Origin of the sequence: Ornithinimicrobium cryptoxanthini, assembly GCF_023923205.1 — a bacterium.
Classification (GTDB): Bacteria; Actinomycetota; Actinomycetes; order Actinomycetales; family Dermatophilaceae; genus Ornithinicoccus; species Ornithinicoccus cryptoxanthini.
The window spans coordinates 2,445,129-2,461,982 of the sequence record NZ_CP099490.1; the positions used below are offsets into that span (position 1 = coordinate 2,445,129).

Below are 16,854 nucleotides of genomic sequence, written 5' to 3' on the forward strand. Positions count from 1 at the left end.
GCAGCAGCCGGCGCTCACGCGGAGTCGGAGCTCGGCTCGGCCAGGTGGACCGTCGTCTCGCCGTAGGTGCGCGACTCCAGGCTCACCAGTCCCTCGGGCCAGGCCGGGTCGGGTGACCGCGCGGAGCGTTCCAGCACCACGAGGGCATCCGGGGCGAGCCAGCCGTGGTCGACCAGCCCGGCCAGGACGCGTGCAATCTCAGGCTCGCCCAGCGGATAGGGCGGGTCGATCAGGACCAAATCAAACTCCTCGCCGGCCGGGCCGCGCTCCAGGGCTCGCTCGACCAGGTCGCCGCGGACCGTCGTCTGCGAGCCCACGCCGAGCTCGTCAGCATTGGCGGTGATGAGCGCGGTCGCGCGTCGGTCCGACTCGACCAGGACCGCGCGGGTCGCGCCGCGGCTCAGGGCCTCGAACGCGAGCGCGCCGGACCCGGCATAGAGGTCGAGCACCCGAGTGTCGGTCAGGTCCATCAGGCTCTCGACCCGGGAGAACAACGCCTCCCGGACGCGGTCGGTCGTCGGGCGCGTCCCAGCACCCTTGGGCGCACGCAGCCGCCGACCGCCCAGACGCCCGGCGATCAGGCGGGTCACCCGCGCTCCAGGAACGCTGCCCGCTCGGCGTCCATCCGGTCCAGCTCGGCCCGCAGCTCGGGGTGCCCCTCCAGGTCCGGGTCCTGCCCCACGATCTGCCACGCGTCCTCGTGCGCGGTCACGATGAGGTCCTCGTCCCGGCTGAGCCGCAACAGCCGGATGCCACTGCGCCGACCGGACTGCGAGGCCCCCAGCACGTCACCCTCGCGGCGCTGGGCCAGGTCGAGCCGCGCCAGCTGGAACCCGTCAGTCGTGGCCGCCACCGCGTCGAGCCGCTCCAGTGACAGGCTCTCGGCCGACTGGCACATCAGCAGGCACAGCCCGGGCTTGCTGCCACGACCGATGCGACCGCGCAGCTGATGGAGCTGGGAGATGCCGAAGCGGTCGGCGTCGATCACCACCATCTGCGTCGCGTTGGGCACGTCCACGCCGACCTCGATGACGGTGGTGGCGACCAGCACGTCGATCTCTCCCGAGCTGAAGGACTGCATCACGGCATCCTTCTCCTCGGGCGACTGACGACCGTGGAGTATGCCGATGCGCAGGTCAGCCGTCGCCGGCAGCTCCCGCAGGGCGCGCTGCACCTGGAGCACCCCGTGCAGCTCGGCCCGACCGGACTTCTCCTCCTCGTCCGCGTCAGCCTCCCAGGTCAGCGTCTCGTCGTCGAAGAGGTCATCGCCACCGGGCGTGCTGCTCGGAAACGTGCTCCTCGGAGACGCGCTTGTGGAGGTCGTGTCGCCCGTGGACGTCCCAGGGGCCGGCCCGCCCCCCTCCTGCCGCCGCATGATCGGCCCACCCGGACCGATGGTGGTGCCTTCGGGCAGATCGGGGTCGTCCGGTTGACCGATGCGGGGACACACGACATACACCTGCCCGCCGCGAGAAACCTCCTCGGCGACCCGCGACCACGTGCGCTCCACCCAGTTGGGCTGGTGACCGCGGACCACGTGCGTAGTGATCGGCTGGCGCCCGCTCGGCACCTCGCTGAGGGTGGAGGTCTCCATGTCGCCGAAGACGGTCATCGCCACGGTGCGCGGGATCGGGGTCGCGGTCATCACGAGGGTGTGGGGCGTGTGGCCGTCGGCCTTGGTGCGGAGGGCGTCCCGCTGCTCCACCCCGAAGCGGTGCTGCTCGTCCACGACGACCAGTCCCAGCTCGGCGAACTGAACGTGGTCCTGGATCAGGGCGTGCGTGCCCACCACGATGCCGGCCTCACCACTGGCCGCCATCAGCAGGTTGGCCCGCCGCTCCGCGGCCGACTGGCTGCCGGTGAGGAAGGCGATCCTGGTCCCGTCTGCGGCCCCTCCAAGAAGGCCCGCCTCTGCTAGCGGCCCGAGCAGTGCGGTGATCGAGCGCTGGTGCTGGGCGGCGAGGACCTCCGTGGGAGCCAGCAGCGCGGCCTGTCCTCCCGCGTCGATCACGGTGAGCATGGCCAGCAGCGCGACGACGGTCTTGCCGGACCCCACCTCGCCCTGCAGGAGCCGGTTCATCGGCACCGTGCGCTGGAGGTCCTGCCTGATCTCGGTCAGCACCTGCTCCTGGCCGTCCGTGAGCTGGAAGGGCAGCCGCTCCCGGAACTGCTCAGCCACTCCCCCCGTCACCGGTGTGCGAGGGACGGCCGGGACCGCGTTGGAGGAGTGGCGCAGCCGGGCCAGGGCGGCCTGGAGCACGAAGGCCTCCTGGAACTTCATCCGCCACCGGCCCTTGCGCTCGTCCTGGACGCTGCGGGGCTGGTGGAGCATCGCATAAGCCCGGTCCAGCGGAGGCAGTCCATGCTTGGCCCTGACGCCGACCGGGATCGGGTCAGGCACCGGCTCCAGCGCGTGCAGGACCAGGTCGACCGCCCGGGCGACCTTCATCGAGTTCATCCCGGGCACCGGCGCATAGACCGGGATCGGACCTTCGTCGAAGGCGCCGGGGGTGTGGCCTCCCCGTTTGACCGCCTCGTATTCCGGGTGGGTCAGCTGCATCCGCCCGCCGCGCGAGTCCTCGTAGTAGCTGATGGTCCCCGCTGCGAGCACCAGCCGGCCGGGGACGAGCGCGTCCTGGTGGCCCCAGGCGGAGAAGAAGGTCAGCTCCAGCTCGTGCCCGTCGCCGTCCTCGATCGTGGCGATCAGCATGCTGCCGCGCCGCGTCTTCATCTTGCGGGTGACGGCGGTCTTCACGAAGGCCAGGACCACGACATACTCCCCGATCTGCAGGGACGAGAAGTCGGTGGGTCGGGTGGGGTCGAGATAGCGCCGCGGCCAGAACTCCAGCAGGTCCCGGACGGTGATGATCTCGCGCTTGGCCAGGTTGGTGGCGGCCCTGGCGATGATCGTGCGCAGCGTGGTGTCCAGCGTCGTCACCCGCTCACCCCCTGACGACCCAGCATCACTCTGCCCCCAACAGCCACGCATAGGCAGGTTGTCCACCGTCGAGCCAGACCACCTCAAGATCGGAGTGAGCCGCCTCGATCGCCGACACGGCCTGCTCCATGTCGTCGCGCCGCTCGTCGTCCACGTCTGCGCCGGCGACGAGGGTGAGCAGCTCGGTGTGGTCGGTGACCAGGCGCGCCAGGAGCCTGGTGGCAGCCCGCGTGGGCTCGTCGTCCACGATGACGATCTGCCCGTCCAGCAGGCCGAGCCATTGCCCCACTGCGACGGGCCCGGCTCCGGTCTGGGCGTCGCGCGAGGCCACCGTCAGCTCGGCGTGCAGCGTGCCCTCCGCCGCCTCGCGCATCGCCTCGAGGGCGTCGCCGAACGAGGCGTCCGGATCGAGGACCGCGAGCGCGGACACGCCCTGGACCGCGGCGCGGCTGGTCACGACCTCCACGACCAGCCCCTCCTCCCGGGCGGCGCTGGCGGCCGCCTGGGCGGCCATCAGGGTGTCCCCGTCGTTGGGCAGCACGATGACTGCCTCGGCGTGCGCGGCCCAGATGGCGTTGAGCAGCTGTCCCGTCGAGGCCCGGGCTCCCGGGGCTGACCGCACCACGGTCGCCCCGGTCTGCTCGAAGAGGGTGAGGAGGCCGTCGCCCCCCGCGCAGGCGACGACGCCGACAGCCGCCCGGGGCACCTCGGAGCGGGAGGTGGCCCGCGCGACGGTGCGGACGAGCTCCTCGGTGCGGATCTGGTCGACGTGGCCTGCCATGGTGCCGGCCTCGATCGCGACCTGGGGTTCGTCACAGTGCACGTGGACCCGCCAGGTGTCCGGACCGCCGACCACCAGGACCGAGTGGCCGATCTGCTCCAGGTGGGCTCGCAGGTGGGCCGACCTCACCACGTCTGACTCGCTCAGCAAGAACATCACCTCGTAGGCGCCCTCGCCGTCGTCGTCGCAGTCGATCGCCGTGACGACGGCGCCGGAGCGCAACCACGGGGCGTCGGCCACGTCGTCCCCGATCCGACCGTCCGTGAGCACGCGCTGCAGTGACTCGAGCACGATGACCAGCCCGGCACCGCCGGCATCCACCACTCCTGCCCGCGCGAGGGCAGGCAGCTGGCTCGGCGTGCGCTCGAGCGCCGTGCGGGCGGCCGCAACGGCGGCCGCACTGACCTCGGCGGCGGTGGACGCCGGCTCATCTCCCGGGCCGCCCTCCAGCGCCACCCGGGCTGCTGTGGCCGCCGCCCGGGACACCGACAGGATGGTGCCCTCGATAGGTGAGGAGACCCCGGCCCAGGCGAAGTGGTCCGCCCGGACGAAGGCGTCCGCGAGCAGTTCCGGGCTGATCTCCTCGATCGGCGACTGCGCCTCCTGGGCGGCCTCGTGCAGTCCCCGGGCCAGCTGGCTCAGGATCACGCCAGAGTTGCCGCGCGCAGACAGCAGCATGCCGCGTGCGAGCAGTGCGAGCCCCTCGGTCAGGTCGATCGGCGCCCCGTCGATGCCCTGGTGGCCGCGCAGGACGTCGAGGGCACCGTCGAAGGTCAGGAACATGTTGGTGCCCGTGTCACCGTCGGGCACCGGGAAGACGTTGAGCGCATCGATCTGCTCGCGCGCCTCCGCCAGGCCCGCCCTGGCCGTCAACGCCCAGCGACGGGCGGCAACCAGGTCCAGTGGGACCTCTGCTGGGCTGCTCACGTGCCTCTCCTGCCTCGGGTCTCGGGTGCACAGGCACAGTAGCGCCCGGATGGGACAGTGCTCTGCACGTGCGACTGTCAGGGGCCGGTGCCACGGTGGAGGCATGAGCAGCCACCGACAACAGAAGAACACGCCGGACGAGGCACCCGACTCGACTGAACCCTACGACCCGGAGCAGGACCCGGACGCCGACCCGGAGATGCTGACCTCGCAACACCCCGCTCTGACGGGTGAGAACGAGCGCGATCCCGCCGAAGGCCCTGACGATGAGTCCACCACAGGCGAGTGAGCCCTGGGTCTGCGTCGTCGCGCCCACGTCGGTCCTGATGGTGGAGATCGAGAACGCCACGGGCTCCGACGAAGCAGGCCCATCTCACGCTGAGATCCACGTGCACCCGGGAGGTCAGGGTCTGTGGGTCGCGTCGATGGCCAGGTCCCTGGATGCGCGGGTGAGCGTGTGCGGACCCTTCGGCGGAGAGACCGGCGCGATCCTGCGGCAGCTCGCCGAGACGGACGGGCTGGACGTCACCGCCGTCGAGTATGCCGAGGGCAGCGCGGCCCGCGTCCACGACCGCCGCAGCGGGGAGCGCAAGGAGGTCGCGAGCATGCCGGCCCAGGCACTGCGCCGGCACGAGACGGACGAGTTCTTCGGCGCCGCGCTGGTGACCGGCACGGAGGCTGATGTGTGCGTGATCACCGGTGCTCAACCAGCCGACGTGCTGGGTGCCGACTTCTTTGCCCGCCTGACGCACGACCTGCTCGTCGGAGGGGCCCTGGTGGTGGCCGACCTCTCCGCCGAGGCAGCGGTGCAGGTCGCGGCGCAAGGCCCGACGCTGCTGAAGATGAGTCACCTCGAGGTCATCGCCGCCGGCTTGGCCGACGAGGAGACAGTGGACAGCCTGCACTGGGCGGCTCGGGACCTCGTCGCGCAGGGAGTGGGGACGATGGTGGTCTCGCGAGCGGACGAACCGACGCTGGTGGTCGACCCCGAAGGATCCTGGCTGGTGCACACACCCGCGTTGTCGACAGTGGACCACCGCGGGGCCGGTGACTCGATGACCGCCGCGATCGCGGTCGGTCTCGGCCGCGGCATGCCGGTGCTCGAGGCGGTGCGACTGGGGGCGGCCGCCGGCACTCTCAACGTCACCCGCCGCGGGCTGGGCACGGGAGGACGCGCCCAGATTGAGCGGTTTGCGACACGGGTCATGATCGAGGAGCTGGACTGATGCGAGTGCTGGTGACCAACGACGACGGGATCGACTCCCCTGGGCTGGCCGTCCTGGCCAACGTGGCCCACGCTGCGGGCCACGAGGTGGTGGTGGCGGCTCCCTCCCATGAGTACTCCGGTGCCTCGGCCTCGCTCATCGGGCACCAGAGCGACGGCAGGCTGGAGCTGACGACCGGGCGTCCACCGGGTCTGGCCGAAGGCGTTCGCTCCTTCGGCGTCCGGGCCGCGCCCGCGCTCATCGTCTTTGCCGCGAGCTACTCCGCCTTCGGCGACCGGCCGGACCTGGTGCTGTCCGGAGCCAACCTGGGCGCCAACACGGGGCACGCGACGCTCCACTCGGGCACCGTGGGCGCCGCCCTGTCGGCGGCCACCCAGGGCATCCCGGCACTGGCCGCGTCGGTCGCCTCGGCAGACCCACAGCACTGGGACACCGTGACGGACGTATGCCGAGTGGCGCTGGACTGGGTAGTGCGCCACTCCCCCGAGGGCCGGGTCCTCAACATCAACGTGCCGGACATCCCACCGGATCAGCTGCGCGGGCTGCGCAAGGCGCGGTTGGCCGCTTTCGGCGCCGTGCAGGCGACGGTCAAGGAGCGCGGGGAGGGGTGGGTCCACCTGGCCTATGAGGAGCTCGATGCCAAGCACGAGCCCGACACGGACGCCTACCTGCTCATGCACGGGTGGGCCACCTCGTCACTGTTGCGCACGCCGATGCACGACGTGGCAGACCCGGCACCCCCGGAGTTCACCACGGACGCTGCCGATCGGGAGGAGCACGAGGTCGCCGTCAGCCGGGGCCGGACCATGTCCACCGGGACGGGGTGACCGTGGCGACGGGACCGACACGGGACCGTTGGCGCACCGGGCGCCTGGCCGAGGCAGCCGGCCGAGGTTGCGGTTTGGTGCCCTGCCTCGCCGTCGGCTACGCTAGGCCGGTTCCCCGACGGAGTTGATGGTCGCCTGCGCGCCCACGGCTGCTCGGGGCGCCCACCGATCCACTATTCGACCTCAGGAGACACCGTGGCTGCCACTTGCGACGTCTGCGGCAAGGGACCGAGCTTCGGTCACAGCATCTCGCACTCCCACCGCCGCACCAAGCGTCGTTGGAACCCGAACATCCAGCGCGTCCGGGCCCTCGTCGGCCCCAAGGGCGTGACCCCCAAGCGCGTCAACGTGTGCACCTCCTGCCTCAAGGCCGGCAAGGTCGTCACCCGCTGACACCACGCGGTCCCCGCGACCGCACCCGACAGGCCGGACTCCCTCGTGGAGGTCGGCCTTTGTCATGCTCAACGCGGACCCCTCCTCGCAGCGGCGGTCAGCCGCCGAAGTGGTCCCATCCGCCACCCGTCGCGCGCTCACCGCGCCACCACACCCCCGGTCCAGCGGCCCCTGTCTCGGCGATGGTCCCCACCACTGTCCATCCCCTCGGCGCCTCGCCGGCAGGAAACGCGGCCAGCAACGAGTGCTCCTCACCACCGGAGAGCACGCAGTCCAGCGCCGTGCGGGCACCCAGCACCGGCTCATAGACCCCGGCCGACCCGGCCAGCACCTCCTCGTCCAGGTCGACGCGCACGCTGCTGGCGGTGGCGATGCGCCCCGCGTCACGCACCAGGCCATCCGAGACGTCGAGCATGGCCAGAGCACCGGAGTCTGCCGCCCGCGGTCCCTGCGACAGGTCCGGGTCAGGGCGACAGTGATAGGCCACCCACCCGGCTGCCACCTCGGCATACTCCTGCGGTGGCCACCAGTCGGCGTCGCTGCGCCGCAGCACCTCCAGACCGGCTGCCGACCGCCCGAGAGACCCCGAGACGGCCAGGTCCGCACCCGGCGCGGCACCCGAGCGCAGCACCGCGCGACCACCTGGCAGCTCGCCCAGCGCCGTCACGGACACCGCTACGGCGCCGTCGGAGGAGGAGAGGTCGCCACCGATCACCGGCACGCCCGTGGCCGCCGAGACCTCCGCGATGCCGCCCGTCAGCTCGCGGGCCCACCGCGCCGGCAGCGTGCCCGGCGCGATCAGCGTGACGAGCAACCCCGTGCCCACCCCGCCCATTGCCGCCAGGTCGGCGAGGTTCTGCACCACCACCTTGGCGCCCACGTCGCGTGCCGAGGACCACTCGTCGAGCCAGTCCCGCCCCCGAACCATTGCGTCTGTGGTGGCCAGCACCGGTCCGGACGTCGCGAGCAGCGCGGTGTCGTCCCCCGGCCCCACCAGGACCCGCTCGGTGGTGGTCAGGGCAGCAAAGATGTCGCCGAGGATCCCCGCCTCCCCCAGCTCCCCGAGCGTCACCGCATCGCCTGGTCCTGCCTCGCCGGCCACCGACATCGTCGGGCCTCCTCCCACATCGTGTGCCTGCACGGTAGCGTCAGGGCCAATTCAGTGTGGGAGCCCCCACGCACACGGACACCGGAGGCGACATGGTCCAGGCATACATCCTCATCCAGACCGAGGTCGGCAAGTCCGGCATCGTCTCGCAGACGGTCAGCGATCTCGCCGGGGTCGTCGCTGCCGAGGACGTGACCGGCCCCTACGACGTCATCGCCCGCGTTGAGGCGGCCAGCGTCGATGAGCTCGGGCGAGTGGTGATCTCGCGGATCCAGGAGGTCCCGCACATCACCCGGACCACGACGTGCACGGTGGTCCACCTCTGACCGCGCCCGCCACGGCCCGCCCGTCCCCAGACCTTCGCCGGTTTCGACTGCGTGCATCGTTCATCCGGCTGGTCCAACTGCATGCATCGTTCACACGAGACGTCGACGCGAGCGTGAAGGATCCATGCAGTTGCACGCCAAAGAGTCGGGGCTCGAGGTTCACGCTCGTCGCGCGCCTCGGCATCCTCGCTGCTGTTGCGCTGCCCCTGGCCGCCTGCACGTCGGCGGTCAAGGTCGCGCCGTTCGAGGGTGCCGAGACGGAGGCCTGCCACGCCGTCGGGGCACGCTGGCCGAGCCAGGTGGGCCCAGCACAGTGGCGCGAGACCGCGGTCGAGTCGGTGACGGTGGCGGCGTGGGGCGACCCCGCTATCATCGCCCGCTGCGGGGCCGTGCCGCCCGGGCCGACGACGTTGCCGTGCCTGGACATCGGCGGGGTCGACTGGATCATGGACGAGCTCGATGACGGCTACGTGTTCACCACCTACGGCCGCAGCCCCGCGATCGAGGTGCTGGTGCCCGACGCCTACGAGACGGCGCCCCTGTTGCTGCCGGCGTTCGCCGCCGCTGCCGAGACGATCGAGCAGGGTCCCAACCGCTGTTCGTGAGTATGCCGCGCGGCCGGGAGCCTTGCCCAGCCCGGGCCATGTCTCAGCGCAGGCCGGTGCGACGCTCGAGCGCCAGGGAGATCAGCTCATCGATGAGCTCGGGATAGCTGACCCCGGAGGCGGCCCAGACCTGGGGATACATCGAGAACGGTGTGAAGCCGGGCATCGTGTTGATCTCGTTGAGGAGCACCTCGCCCGACTCGGTGAGGAAGCAGTCGACCCGCGAGATGCCCTCGCACCCGGCGGCCTCGAACGCGACGGCAGCGATGCGCTGGATCTCGTCGCGGACCGTGTCCGGCACGTCGGCCGGGCAGGAGAGGGCGACGTTGGCCTCGTCGAGATATTTTGCCTCGAAGTCATAGAAGTGGTGCGCCCCGGAGACGACGATCTCGCCGATCTCGCTGACCCGCGGACCATCGGTGCCGTGACCGCCGAGGACGCCGCACTCCAGCTCGCGCCCGACGATGCCGGCCTCGATGACCACCTTGGGGTCGTGCGCCCGCGCTGTCTCCACCGCCGCCTCGAGGTCCGCCGGGTCGGCGACCTTGGTGATGCCGACGGAGGACCCGGCCCGAGCCGGCTTGACGAAGACCGGGAACGACAGGGCGTGGGCCGCGTCCAGCGCAGCTGCCTTGTCACGCCGCCACTGCAGGTCGGTGATCACGGTGTAGGGACCGACGGGCAGGCCGGCATTGGCGAACAGCACCTTCATGATGTGCTTGTCCATCATTGCGGCGGAGGCGAGGACGCCGCAGCCGACATACCTGATGTCGGCCAGCTCCAGCAGCCCCTGGATCGTGCCGTCCTCGCCGAACGGACCATGCAGCAGGGGGAAGACCACGTCGACCTCGGCCAGGGCCTGTGGGACCTGGCCGGGCGGGGTGACCGTGACCGTGTTGCTCCCGGTGCCCAGCGGCAGCACCACGGTGTTGCCGGTGTCGGGGACCTCGGGCAGGCGCCCGGCGGTGATCTCCAGCGCAGCCGGGTCGTCGGCAACCTGCACCCACTGACCCTCGCGGGTGATGCCGATCGGCACCACGTCATAGCGGTCGCGGTCGATCGCGCGCAGCACGCTGGCCGCGGTGGCGCACGAGATGGCGTGCTCGGCGGAGCGACCGCCGAAGACCAGGGCGACGGTAGTGCGACCGGACTCGGACTGGGGTGCGGGCTGTTCTTCCATCGCCGGTGAGCCTAGCCGGTGCGCCCGCCCCGCCCTCGTCGCCACGCCTCACCTCCCGCCCTCGGAAGTCCGCTCAGTGACGCTCGTGCTTGTGCGGGCGGGCCATCAGCTCGTCACCGAGCTGACGCACGTCCATCCGACTCTCGACCACCGCAGTGACCCCAGCACAGATCGGCATGTCGACCCCGTGCGTTGCGGCCAGCTCGACGATCGGACCGCACGACTTCACGCCCTCGGCCGTCTGCAGGGTGATCGCGACGACCTCCTCGACCGACAGCCCGCGCCCGAGGTTGACGCCGAAGGAGTGGTTGCGCGACAGCGGGGACATGCAGGTGGCAATCAGGTCGCCCACGCCCGCCAGGCCCATCAGGGTTGCGGGGTCGGCGCCGAGGGCAGCCCCGAGCCGCGCGGTCTCGGCCAGCCCACGGGTGATGATCGTGGACTTGGTGTTGTCGCCATAGCCCATCCCCTCGGCCATGCCGACCGCCAGCGCGATGACGTTCTTGACCGCGCCACCGAGCTCAGCCCCAACCACATCGGTCTGGGTGTAGGGCCGGAAGTATGCCGTGGCGCACGCCTGCGCCACCTGCTCGGCCGTGCGGATGGCGCTGCAGGCCACCACGGCCGCAGCCGGTTGCCGGACCGCGATCTCCTTGGACAGGTTGGGACCGGACAGGACCACGACGCGATCGGCCTCAACGCCCCCGGCCTCCTGGATCACCTGGCTCATCCGCAGCCCGGTGCCGAGCTCGATCCCCTTCATCAGCGACACCACCGGGGCGCCGGTGGGCAGGTGCGCGCCCCACTCACCCAGGTTGGCCCGCAGGGACTGGGACGGGATCGCGAGCACCACGAGGTCGGCGCCGTCGGCCGCCGAGGCCGGGTCGTGGGTGGCGCTCACGCTGTCGGGCAGCACCAGGTCGGGCAGGTAGCCGGCATTGACGTGGGTCTCGTTGATGGCGTCGGCGACCTCGCGCCGGCGCGCGTGCAGCACCACGGAGCAGCCTGCATCGGCCAGCACCGAGGCGAACGCGGTCCCCCAGGAGCCACTTCCGAAGACGGCGGCGCGGGTCATGCGTCCTTCTTCCAGACGAACGGGGTGGCCGGCGGTTCCTCGCCACGGATGTCGGCCAGCAGACCGGTGAGAGCGGTCATGACCCGGTCCGTGGCCTCGGTGGCTGCCTGCGCGTCCGTGCGTCCGGCCAGGTCCGAGAGGTCGACGGCAGGGCCGGCCTTGACGTGCATCACGTGCCGCGAGAACAGCCCGGTGGGGCGGCGCGCATAGGGCGCGAGCAGCCGCTGGACCCCCCACTGCGCGACCGGGATCACCGGCGCCCCCGTCATCAGCGCCAGCCGCCCCACCCCGTTCTTGGCCTTCATCGGCCAGAGTCCGGGGTCACGGCTCAGCGTTCCCTCCGGCATGATCACGACGCAGTCGCCGCCCTCGACCGCCTCGGCAGCCGCGCCCAGTGCCGCCGAGGCGTCGCGCGTGCCCCGGTGGACCGGAACCTGACCCAGCATGTGCAGCGCCTTGCCCAGTGCGGGCACGTCGAAGAGGCCGGCCTTGGCCAGGAACTTCGGGACGTGCCCGTGGTTGACCAGGAAGTGGGCCACCATGAAGGGGTCGATCTCAGAGATGTGGTTGCCGGCGACGATGAACCCACCAGACTGCGGCAGATGCTCACCGCCGCTCCAGTCCTGCCGGGTCACGCGGGTCAGGAGTGGGCGGACCGTGGCGATCACCCCGCGATAGAGCAACGGGGCCTTGGTGCGGAGCGGCTGCGGTTTCACGCGCCCATCCTGTCATCCCGGGGCCCTGCTCACCTGGTGCAGCCGATCGGCATACTGACTCTCGTGACCCCCTCTCTGCGTTGGCGCCTGGTCGTGCCCGTCAAGGAGGCGCACCTGGCCAAGACCCGCCTGGTCACGCCGTCGCAGCTGTCCCGCCCGGGACTGGCCCGCGCCATGGCGCTGGACACCCTGGAGTCCGTATGCCGTGCGCTCACCCCTGGAGACGTCATCACGGTGACCTCGGACGAGGTGGTGCGACACGCGGCTGACTCCATGGGAGCAGTGGTCGTGGCTGACCCTGGGGGTGGGCTCAACCCCGCGGTGCAGGCGGGGATCGGTGAAGCCGTCCGGGGGGCGACGCCGCGATCCGGCACGGCCGACCTCGGGGTCGCCGTGCTGCTCGGCGACCTGCCCGCGCTGCGGCCCGGCGACCTGCTGGCCGCGCTCGCGGAGTGCGCCCGTCACGACCGGGCCGTCGTGCCTGACCTAATGGGCACCGGCACGGTGCTGTTGACGGGGACGCGCGGCGCGCTGCCCGAGCCGCACTTTGGAGAAGGGTCGGCGCACCGGCACGCCGAGCTGGCCACCGTGCTCACCCCCGACCTGCCGCGACTGCGCCAGGACGTGGACGATCGTGCCGGGCTGGCCGCCGCGACCGCTCTGGGCCTGGGGCCGCGCACCACCTCGTTCCTGGCCCAGGACCAGGACCGGCGGGCTGCGTCGAGCGCCATCGAGAAGAGCTAGCTCAGAACTGGCCCCACTAGGGTGAGATCCATGCAGGCAACGGTGCACACGTTCGACCCGGCGACCACAGCTGGGAGCGTCATCCTCGACACCGGCAAGGTCGTCCCGTTCGAGGCCGACGTCTTTGGCCACAGCGGCCTGCGGCACCTGCGGGTCGGGCAGCGGTTGAGCATCGAGGTCTCCAGCGACCCGGAGGGTCCGGACTCCCAGGTGACCCGTCTGTGGATCGTCGGCATCGGCGCTGACGAGGCGATCCACTAACGACGATCCCCATCGCTCGCGGTTGCGTGAATCCGCCTGTCCCGTAGTGTGAATCGGGTCCTCTTGTCCAGTGACGGAACGGAGCGCCCGGTGAACAAGGCAGACCTGATCAATCACCTGAGCACGCAGTTGGGGGGTCGACGAGCGGCCACAGTTGCGGTGGAGGCTGTGGTCGACGTGGTGATCCGTGAGGTGGCAGCAGGAGGCAGCGTGGGGATCACCGGCTTCGGCACTTTCGAGCGCGCCGAACGTGCTCCGCGGACCGGCCGCAACCCGCGCACCGGTGACCTGGTGCCGATCGCCGGGACGAGCACCCCGCGGTTCCGCCCGGGGACGCACTTCAAGGCGATGGTCGCCGAGCCGGACCTGCTCCCTGCCGAGGGCATGGCCGGTGGTCGCGCCCCGGCGGGCAGCGCGACTGGCCGAGCCACGGCCGCCGCACACCAGAGCCGGGCCAGCTCGAGCACCTCCGCCAAGAGCAGCAGCAAGGACAAGTCGGCCAAGACCAGGACGGCCAGGGGCACGTCGTCTAAGTCCGCCACATCGGCGAAGGCAGACGGTGTGAAGGCCAGCAAGAAGGACACGTCCAAAAAGGTCGTCACGAAAAAGTCGGGCACAAAGGCGGACGACAAGAAGAGCGACAAGAAGAAGAGCGGGAAGAAGAAGTCCGGCAAGAAGAAGTAGCCGCCCCAGGCTCATAGACGCAGAACGGCCCCTCACCGCAAGGGTGAGGGGCCGTTCCCACGAGTAGCCCCGACGGGATTCGAACCCGCGCTACCGCCTTGAGAGGGCGACGTGCTAGGCCGCTACACAACGGGGCCCTAGCTGATGCTGACAGGCGAGCCCGACAGCGGGTGGAAGTTTACCGCACAGCGGTGGAACTTCCGAATTGGACTGTGCCACAGGGGCATTGACCAAGCTGGGGTACCAGGACTCGAACCTAGAATGACGGTACCAGAAACCGTAGTGTTGCCAATTACACCATACCCCAATGGGGTATCACCGCGGCTGTGGCCCGAAGACCTCATGCACCGGTGAACCGAGGACCGATACTACCGGCCGGCCCCGCCACTCCCAAATCGGTCTGGTGGACGCCGGCTGCGGACAACGACGCCGACCCCGTCGACACCGGACCCGTCGGTCACAGGGAGTCGCGCAGGCGCCGCAGGCGGGCCACCGTCGAGGTCTTGCCGAGGATCTCCATCGACTCGAACAGCGGAGGGGAGATCCGCTGGCCGGACACGGCGGTGCGCAGCGGCCCGAAGGCGAACTTCGGCTTGATGCCCAACCCGTCGACGAGGGCCGCGCGCAGCGCCTGCTCGATCCGCTCGTGGTTCCAGTCCGGCTGAGCGCCGAGCGTGTCGGGGATGGTTCCGTCGATCGGCTCCAGCGCCGCCAGTGCGGCCTCGAGCACCGCACCGGCGTCCTCCTTGAGCTGGCCACGGGCGTCATCGGCGATCGGCAGCTCGGCATCGGCCGTGTAAAACGGCGCGACCAGGGGCACGGCGTCGGTCAGCGTGGTGATGCGGGTCTGCACCAGGGCAGCGATCTCCTTCAGGCGGCCCAGCTCGGGCAGGCTCGGCTGGTCGGAGAGCACGCCAGCGGTCTGCAGATAGGGCAGCAGCCGGCTGGCGACCTCGCCGGCCTCGAGCTGGCGCAGGTAGTGACCGTTGAGCCAGTTGAGCTTGTCCAGGTTGAAGACCGGCCCGACGGTGTTGACCTTGGACCAGTCGAAGTCCCGGCTGAACTCCTCGAAGGTGAAGATCTCGCGCTCGGTCCCGTCCGCCTCGATGATCGGTGGATAGCCCAACAGCGCAAGGAAGTTCAGCAGCGCCTCGGGCAGGTAGCCCGCCTCCTTGAACCAGGTCAGGCGCGCCCACGGGCTCTTGCGCTTGGAGATCTTGGCCTTCTTCTCGTCCCGCAGCAGCGGCATGTGCGCGAACTGCGGGGTGGGCAGCCCGAGCCACTGATAGAGGAGCACGTGCTTGGGGGTGCTGGAGATCCATTCCTCACCACGGACCACGTGGGTGATGCCCATCTCGTGGTCGTCGACCACCACAGCCAGGTGGTATGTCGGAAAGCCGTCAGCCTTGACAATCACCTGGTCGTCGGGCCGGGGAGCGGAGACCTCGCCGCGGACCAGGTCGGTGAAGGTCAGCGGAGCGTCGTCAGGGATGAACATCCGCACCACGGGTGTGTCACTGAAGCCCGGCAGCTCGGCGCGCTCCTCGCGGGTCGTGCCATAGCAGAGCCGGTCGTAGCCGGTCGGCTGCTTGAGCTTCTGCTGCTGCTCGCGCATCGCGGCCAGACGCTCACCCGAGCACCAGCAGAGGTAGGCGTGGCCGTCGGACACCAGCCTGTCGGCATACGGACGGTAGGTCTCAAGCCGCTCGGACTGGCGGTAGGGCGCGCACGGGCCACCCTTGTCCGGTCCCTCGTCCCAACCCAGCCCCAGCCAGGACAAGGTGTCAAAGATCTGCTGCTCGCTGTCCTCCTGGAAGCGGGCACGGTCGGTGTCCTCGATCCGCAGGATGAAGCGGCCACCCTGCTGGCGGGCGAAGGCCAGGTCAAACATCGACATGTAGGCCGTGCCGACGTGCGGGTCCCCGGTCGGGGACGGTGCGACGCGCAGCCGGACGGTGCCGGGCAGGGTGCCGTCCGGGGCGGCCTGCTCAGGCGCGGGGGCGACGTCATCCTGACGGGCGTCGATGATGGTGCCGGGGCTGGGGGTGGGTGCCTGCTCAGTCATGGTGCCCTGAGCCTAACGCGACGCCGATCCCGTCAGCGTGACGCAGCCCACTCAGCCGAGCATCGCGCCGGTGAGCGACTCCTGCACCCACGTGAGGAAGTCGTAGTAGGCCATCTGCTGGACCGTCGCCGGGTCCATCTCGCCCTCGCCCTGCAGGACTCGCTCAAACTCCTCGTGGAGACGCTCGGAGTCCTCCTCGGTGCGCATCCCCAGCCGCTCCCCCAGGATCAGCCGGATGTCGGTCAGCGCCATGGTCATCGCCCTCGCCTGCCCGGCGTCGAGAGCCAGCTGCACCGGCTCGTCGGGCTCGTGGTCACCCTCGTCCGGCAGGGCCTGACTCAGCGCAGTGATCGCGGTCGCCAGGTTGGCCGCCTTGCGCGAGCGCAGCGTGTGCTCGGTGAGCCGGCGGAACTCGGCGGCCTGCTCGGCATCGGTGCGGTGGGCGGCGGGCAGCAGACGCCGCAGCGCGGGGTCGCTGGGCTCTTCGGGGTCGGCGGTGCCCCCCAGCCCGGCGACCAGGTCCATGAACGGGTCGCCGGTGCTCTCCCGCTCGGGCGCCACGAAGTCGTGCGTCAGCTGCAGCAGGTGCAGGACGACCGCCACCTCGGCCGTCTCCCAGGTCGCGGTCAAGAGGCCCTCGCGGCGCCGGAACATCGTGGCCATCAGTCGTCCTTCTGGAACGTGGCCCACAGACCGAAGCCGTGCATCGCCTCGGTGTCGGCCTCCATCTTCTCGCGCGTGCCGGTCGAGACGACCGACCGGCCCTCCTCGTGCACCTGCATCATCAGTCGCTCGGCCTTCTCCTTGGAGTAGCCGAAGTGCGTCTGGAAGACCCACGAGACATAGGACATCAGGTTGACCGGGTCGTTCCACACGATCGTGACCCAGGGGTGCTCGACCTCGGGACGGTCCAGCACCGCGACCTGACCGGCCTCCTGCGGTCCCGGTGCGTCGGGTCCGGTCGGCGGGAGGGAGCAGGTCGTCAGCACGGCGCCCAC

At 70.7% G+C, this 16,854-nt stretch carries 19 protein-coding genes and 2 tRNA genes; 9 read left to right on the plus strand and 12 right to left on the minus strand.

What is annotated here, in order from left to right; all coding sequences use genetic code 11:
* Positions 1 to 14: 14 nt before the first annotated feature.
* Genes rsmD through NF557_RS11315 form a run of 3 tightly spaced genes read right to left on the minus strand, consistent with a single transcriptional unit; the run spans position 15 to position 4,646 of the window.
* On the minus strand, positions 15 to 590 hold the full coding sequence (gene rsmD / locus NF557_RS11305; protein ID WP_252619425.1) for a 16S rRNA (guanine(966)-N(2))-methyltransferase RsmD: 576 nt from the start codon (positions 588 to 590) through the stop codon (positions 15 to 17).
* A complete protein-coding gene (locus NF557_RS11310; RefSeq protein WP_425342971.1) occupies positions 587 to 2,989 on the minus strand; it encodes an ATP-dependent DNA helicase RecG in 2,403 nt (800 codons plus the stop codon). The genes rsmD and NF557_RS11310 overlap by 4 nt, the downstream gene beginning before the upstream one ends.
* Entirely contained in the window at positions 2,964 to 4,646 is a 1,683-nt protein-coding gene (locus NF557_RS11315) for a DAK2 domain-containing protein (protein ID WP_252619427.1), read from the minus strand. The genes NF557_RS11310 and NF557_RS11315 overlap by 26 nt, the downstream gene beginning before the upstream one ends.
* 103 nt (positions 4,647 to 4,749) lie before the next feature.
* Between NF557_RS11315 and NF557_RS11320 the strand changes: the two genes are divergently transcribed.
* The 4 genes from NF557_RS11320 (at position 4,750) to rpmB (ending at position 7,092) form a co-directional block, all read left to right on the plus strand.
* A complete protein-coding gene (locus NF557_RS11320) occupies positions 4,750 to 4,935 on the plus strand; it encodes a hypothetical protein (protein WP_252619429.1) in 186 nt (61 codons plus the stop codon).
* Positions 4,913 to 5,872 carry a 1-phosphofructokinase family hexose kinase gene (locus NF557_RS11325; protein WP_252619431.1) on the plus strand — a complete coding sequence of 320 codons (960 nt, stop codon included), beginning with the start codon at positions 4,913 to 4,915 and terminating at the stop codon, positions 5,870 to 5,872. The genes NF557_RS11320 and NF557_RS11325 overlap by 23 nt, the downstream gene beginning before the upstream one ends.
* Positions 5,872 to 6,699, plus strand: coding sequence for a 5'/3'-nucleotidase SurE (surE, locus tag NF557_RS11330; RefSeq protein ID WP_252619433.1), 828 nt, complete (start codon positions 5,872 to 5,874; stop codon positions 6,697 to 6,699). Before NF557_RS11325 ends, surE begins: the two co-directional genes overlap by 1 nt.
* 195 nt (positions 6,700 to 6,894) lie before the next feature.
* The gene (gene rpmB / locus NF557_RS11335; RefSeq protein WP_252619435.1) at positions 6,895 to 7,092 is read left to right on the plus strand and encodes a 50S ribosomal protein L28; all 198 of its coding nucleotides are present in this window, start codon (positions 6,895 to 6,897) and stop codon (positions 7,090 to 7,092) included.
* 97 nt (positions 7,093 to 7,189) lie between these two features.
* Here rpmB and thiL read toward each other — a convergent pair whose 3' ends face one another.
* Entirely contained in the window at positions 7,190 to 8,200 is a 1,011-nt protein-coding gene (gene thiL / locus NF557_RS11340; protein WP_252619436.1) for a thiamine-phosphate kinase, read from the minus strand.
* A gap of 92 nt (positions 8,201 to 8,292) precedes the next feature.
* On the opposite strand from thiL, the gene NF557_RS11345 reads away from it, so the two are divergent.
* Together NF557_RS11345 and NF557_RS11350 are read left to right on the plus strand one after the other, a co-directional pair.
* A complete protein-coding gene (locus tag NF557_RS11345) occupies positions 8,293 to 8,526 on the plus strand; it encodes an Lrp/AsnC ligand binding domain-containing protein (protein ID WP_252619438.1) in 234 nt (77 codons plus the stop codon).
* 113 nt (positions 8,527 to 8,639) lie between these two features.
* Positions 8,640 to 9,131, plus strand: coding sequence for a DUF3515 family protein (locus tag NF557_RS11350; RefSeq protein ID WP_252619440.1), 492 nt, complete (start codon positions 8,640 to 8,642; stop codon positions 9,129 to 9,131).
* Between the two features lie 43 nt (positions 9,132 to 9,174).
* Here NF557_RS11350 and NF557_RS11355 read toward each other — a convergent pair whose 3' ends face one another.
* The 3 genes from NF557_RS11355 to NF557_RS11365 all read right to left on the minus strand — a co-directional run bounded on the left by NF557_RS11355 (position 9,175) and on the right by NF557_RS11365 (position 12,102).
* Complete coding sequence (locus NF557_RS11355) at positions 9,175 to 10,311, minus strand: D-alanine--D-alanine ligase family protein (protein WP_252619442.1); 1,137 nt, start codon at positions 10,309 to 10,311, stop codon at positions 9,175 to 9,177.
* Between the two features lie 73 nt (positions 10,312 to 10,384).
* A complete protein-coding gene (locus NF557_RS11360; protein WP_252619443.1) occupies positions 10,385 to 11,386 on the minus strand; it encodes an NAD(P)H-dependent glycerol-3-phosphate dehydrogenase in 1,002 nt (333 codons plus the stop codon).
* Positions 11,383 to 12,102 carry a lysophospholipid acyltransferase family protein gene (locus NF557_RS11365; protein WP_252619445.1) on the minus strand — a complete coding sequence of 240 codons (720 nt, stop codon included), beginning with the start codon at positions 12,100 to 12,102 and terminating at the stop codon, positions 11,383 to 11,385. Before NF557_RS11365 ends, NF557_RS11360 begins: the two co-directional genes overlap by 4 nt.
* Before the next feature lie 63 nt (positions 12,103 to 12,165).
* On the opposite strand from NF557_RS11365, the gene cofC reads away from it, so the two are divergent.
* The 3 genes from cofC to NF557_RS11380 all read left to right on the plus strand — a co-directional run bounded on the left by cofC (position 12,166) and on the right by NF557_RS11380 (position 13,791).
* A complete protein-coding gene (gene cofC / locus NF557_RS11370) occupies positions 12,166 to 12,846 on the plus strand; it encodes a 2-phospho-L-lactate guanylyltransferase (RefSeq protein ID WP_252619447.1) in 681 nt (226 codons plus the stop codon).
* A gap of 30 nt (positions 12,847 to 12,876) precedes the next feature.
* The gene (locus NF557_RS11375; protein WP_252619449.1) at positions 12,877 to 13,107 is read left to right on the plus strand and encodes a hypothetical protein; all 231 of its coding nucleotides are present in this window, start codon (positions 12,877 to 12,879) and stop codon (positions 13,105 to 13,107) included.
* Positions 13,108 to 13,197: 90 nt separating this feature from the next.
* The gene (locus tag NF557_RS11380) at positions 13,198 to 13,791 is read left to right on the plus strand and encodes an HU family DNA-binding protein (protein WP_252619451.1); all 594 of its coding nucleotides are present in this window, start codon (positions 13,198 to 13,200) and stop codon (positions 13,789 to 13,791) included.
* Between the two features lie 64 nt (positions 13,792 to 13,855).
* Here the strand turns inward: NF557_RS11380 and NF557_RS11385 are convergent.
* The 5 genes from NF557_RS11385 to clpS form a co-directional block, all read right to left on the minus strand.
* A tRNA-Glu gene (locus NF557_RS11385) sits at positions 13,856 to 13,928 on the minus strand.
* A 98-nt stretch (positions 13,929 to 14,026) separates the two neighbouring features.
* A tRNA-Gln gene (locus tag NF557_RS11390) sits at positions 14,027 to 14,098 on the minus strand.
* Positions 14,099 to 14,248: 150 nt separating this feature from the next.
* On the minus strand, positions 14,249 to 15,688 hold the full coding sequence (gltX, locus tag NF557_RS11395; RefSeq protein ID WP_252624124.1) for a glutamate--tRNA ligase: 1,440 nt from the start codon (positions 15,686 to 15,688) through the stop codon (positions 14,249 to 14,251).
* Positions 15,689 to 15,907: 219 nt separating this feature from the next.
* Entirely contained in the window at positions 15,908 to 16,519 is a 612-nt protein-coding gene (locus NF557_RS11400; RefSeq protein ID WP_252619453.1) for a DUF2017 family protein, read from the minus strand.
* Complete coding sequence (gene clpS / locus NF557_RS11405) at positions 16,519 to 16,845, minus strand: ATP-dependent Clp protease adapter ClpS (RefSeq protein WP_370584124.1); 327 nt, start codon at positions 16,843 to 16,845, stop codon at positions 16,519 to 16,521. Before clpS ends, NF557_RS11400 begins: the two co-directional genes overlap by 1 nt.
* Positions 16,846 to 16,854 lie beyond the last annotated feature (9 nt).

What these genes read in the sequence shown, in the direction of transcription:
- NF557_RS11310 (WP_425342971.1), bottom strand. Translation starts at nt 2,989, where the DNA reads ATGCGTGGCTGTTGGGGGCAGAGTGATGCTGGGTCGTCAGGGGGTGAG.
- surE (WP_252619433.1), top strand. Translation starts at nt 5,872, where the DNA reads ATGCGAGTGCTGGTGACCAACGACGACGGGATCGACTCCCCTGGGCTG.
- NF557_RS11375 (WP_252619449.1), top strand. Translation starts at nt 12,877, where the DNA reads ATGCAGGCAACGGTGCACACGTTCGACCCGGCGACCACAGCTGGGAGC.
- NF557_RS11400 (WP_252619453.1), bottom strand. Translation starts at nt 16,519, where the DNA reads ATGGCCACGATGTTCCGGCGCCGCGAGGGCCTCTTGACCGCGACCTGG.
- thiL (WP_252619436.1), bottom strand. Translation starts at nt 8,200, where the DNA reads ATGTCGGTGGCCGGCGAGGCAGGACCAGGCGATGCGGTGACGCTCGGG.
- gltX (WP_252624124.1), bottom strand. Translation starts at nt 15,688, where the DNA reads ATGTCGATGTTTGACCTGGCCTTCGCCCGCCAGCAGGGTGGCCGCTTC.
- NF557_RS11325 (WP_252619431.1), top strand. Translation starts at nt 4,913, where the DNA reads ATGAGTCCACCACAGGCGAGTGAGCCCTGGGTCTGCGTCGTCGCGCCC.
- NF557_RS11355 (WP_252619442.1), bottom strand. Translation starts at nt 10,311, where the DNA reads ATGGAAGAACAGCCCGCACCCCAGTCCGAGTCCGGTCGCACTACCGTC.
- NF557_RS11320 (WP_252619429.1), top strand. Translation starts at nt 4,750, where the DNA reads ATGAGCAGCCACCGACAACAGAAGAACACGCCGGACGAGGCACCCGAC.
- NF557_RS11345 (WP_252619438.1), top strand. Translation starts at nt 8,293, where the DNA reads ATGGTCCAGGCATACATCCTCATCCAGACCGAGGTCGGCAAGTCCGGC.
- NF557_RS11360 (WP_252619443.1), bottom strand. Translation starts at nt 11,386, where the DNA reads ATGACCCGCGCCGCCGTCTTCGGAAGTGGCTCCTGGGGGACCGCGTTC.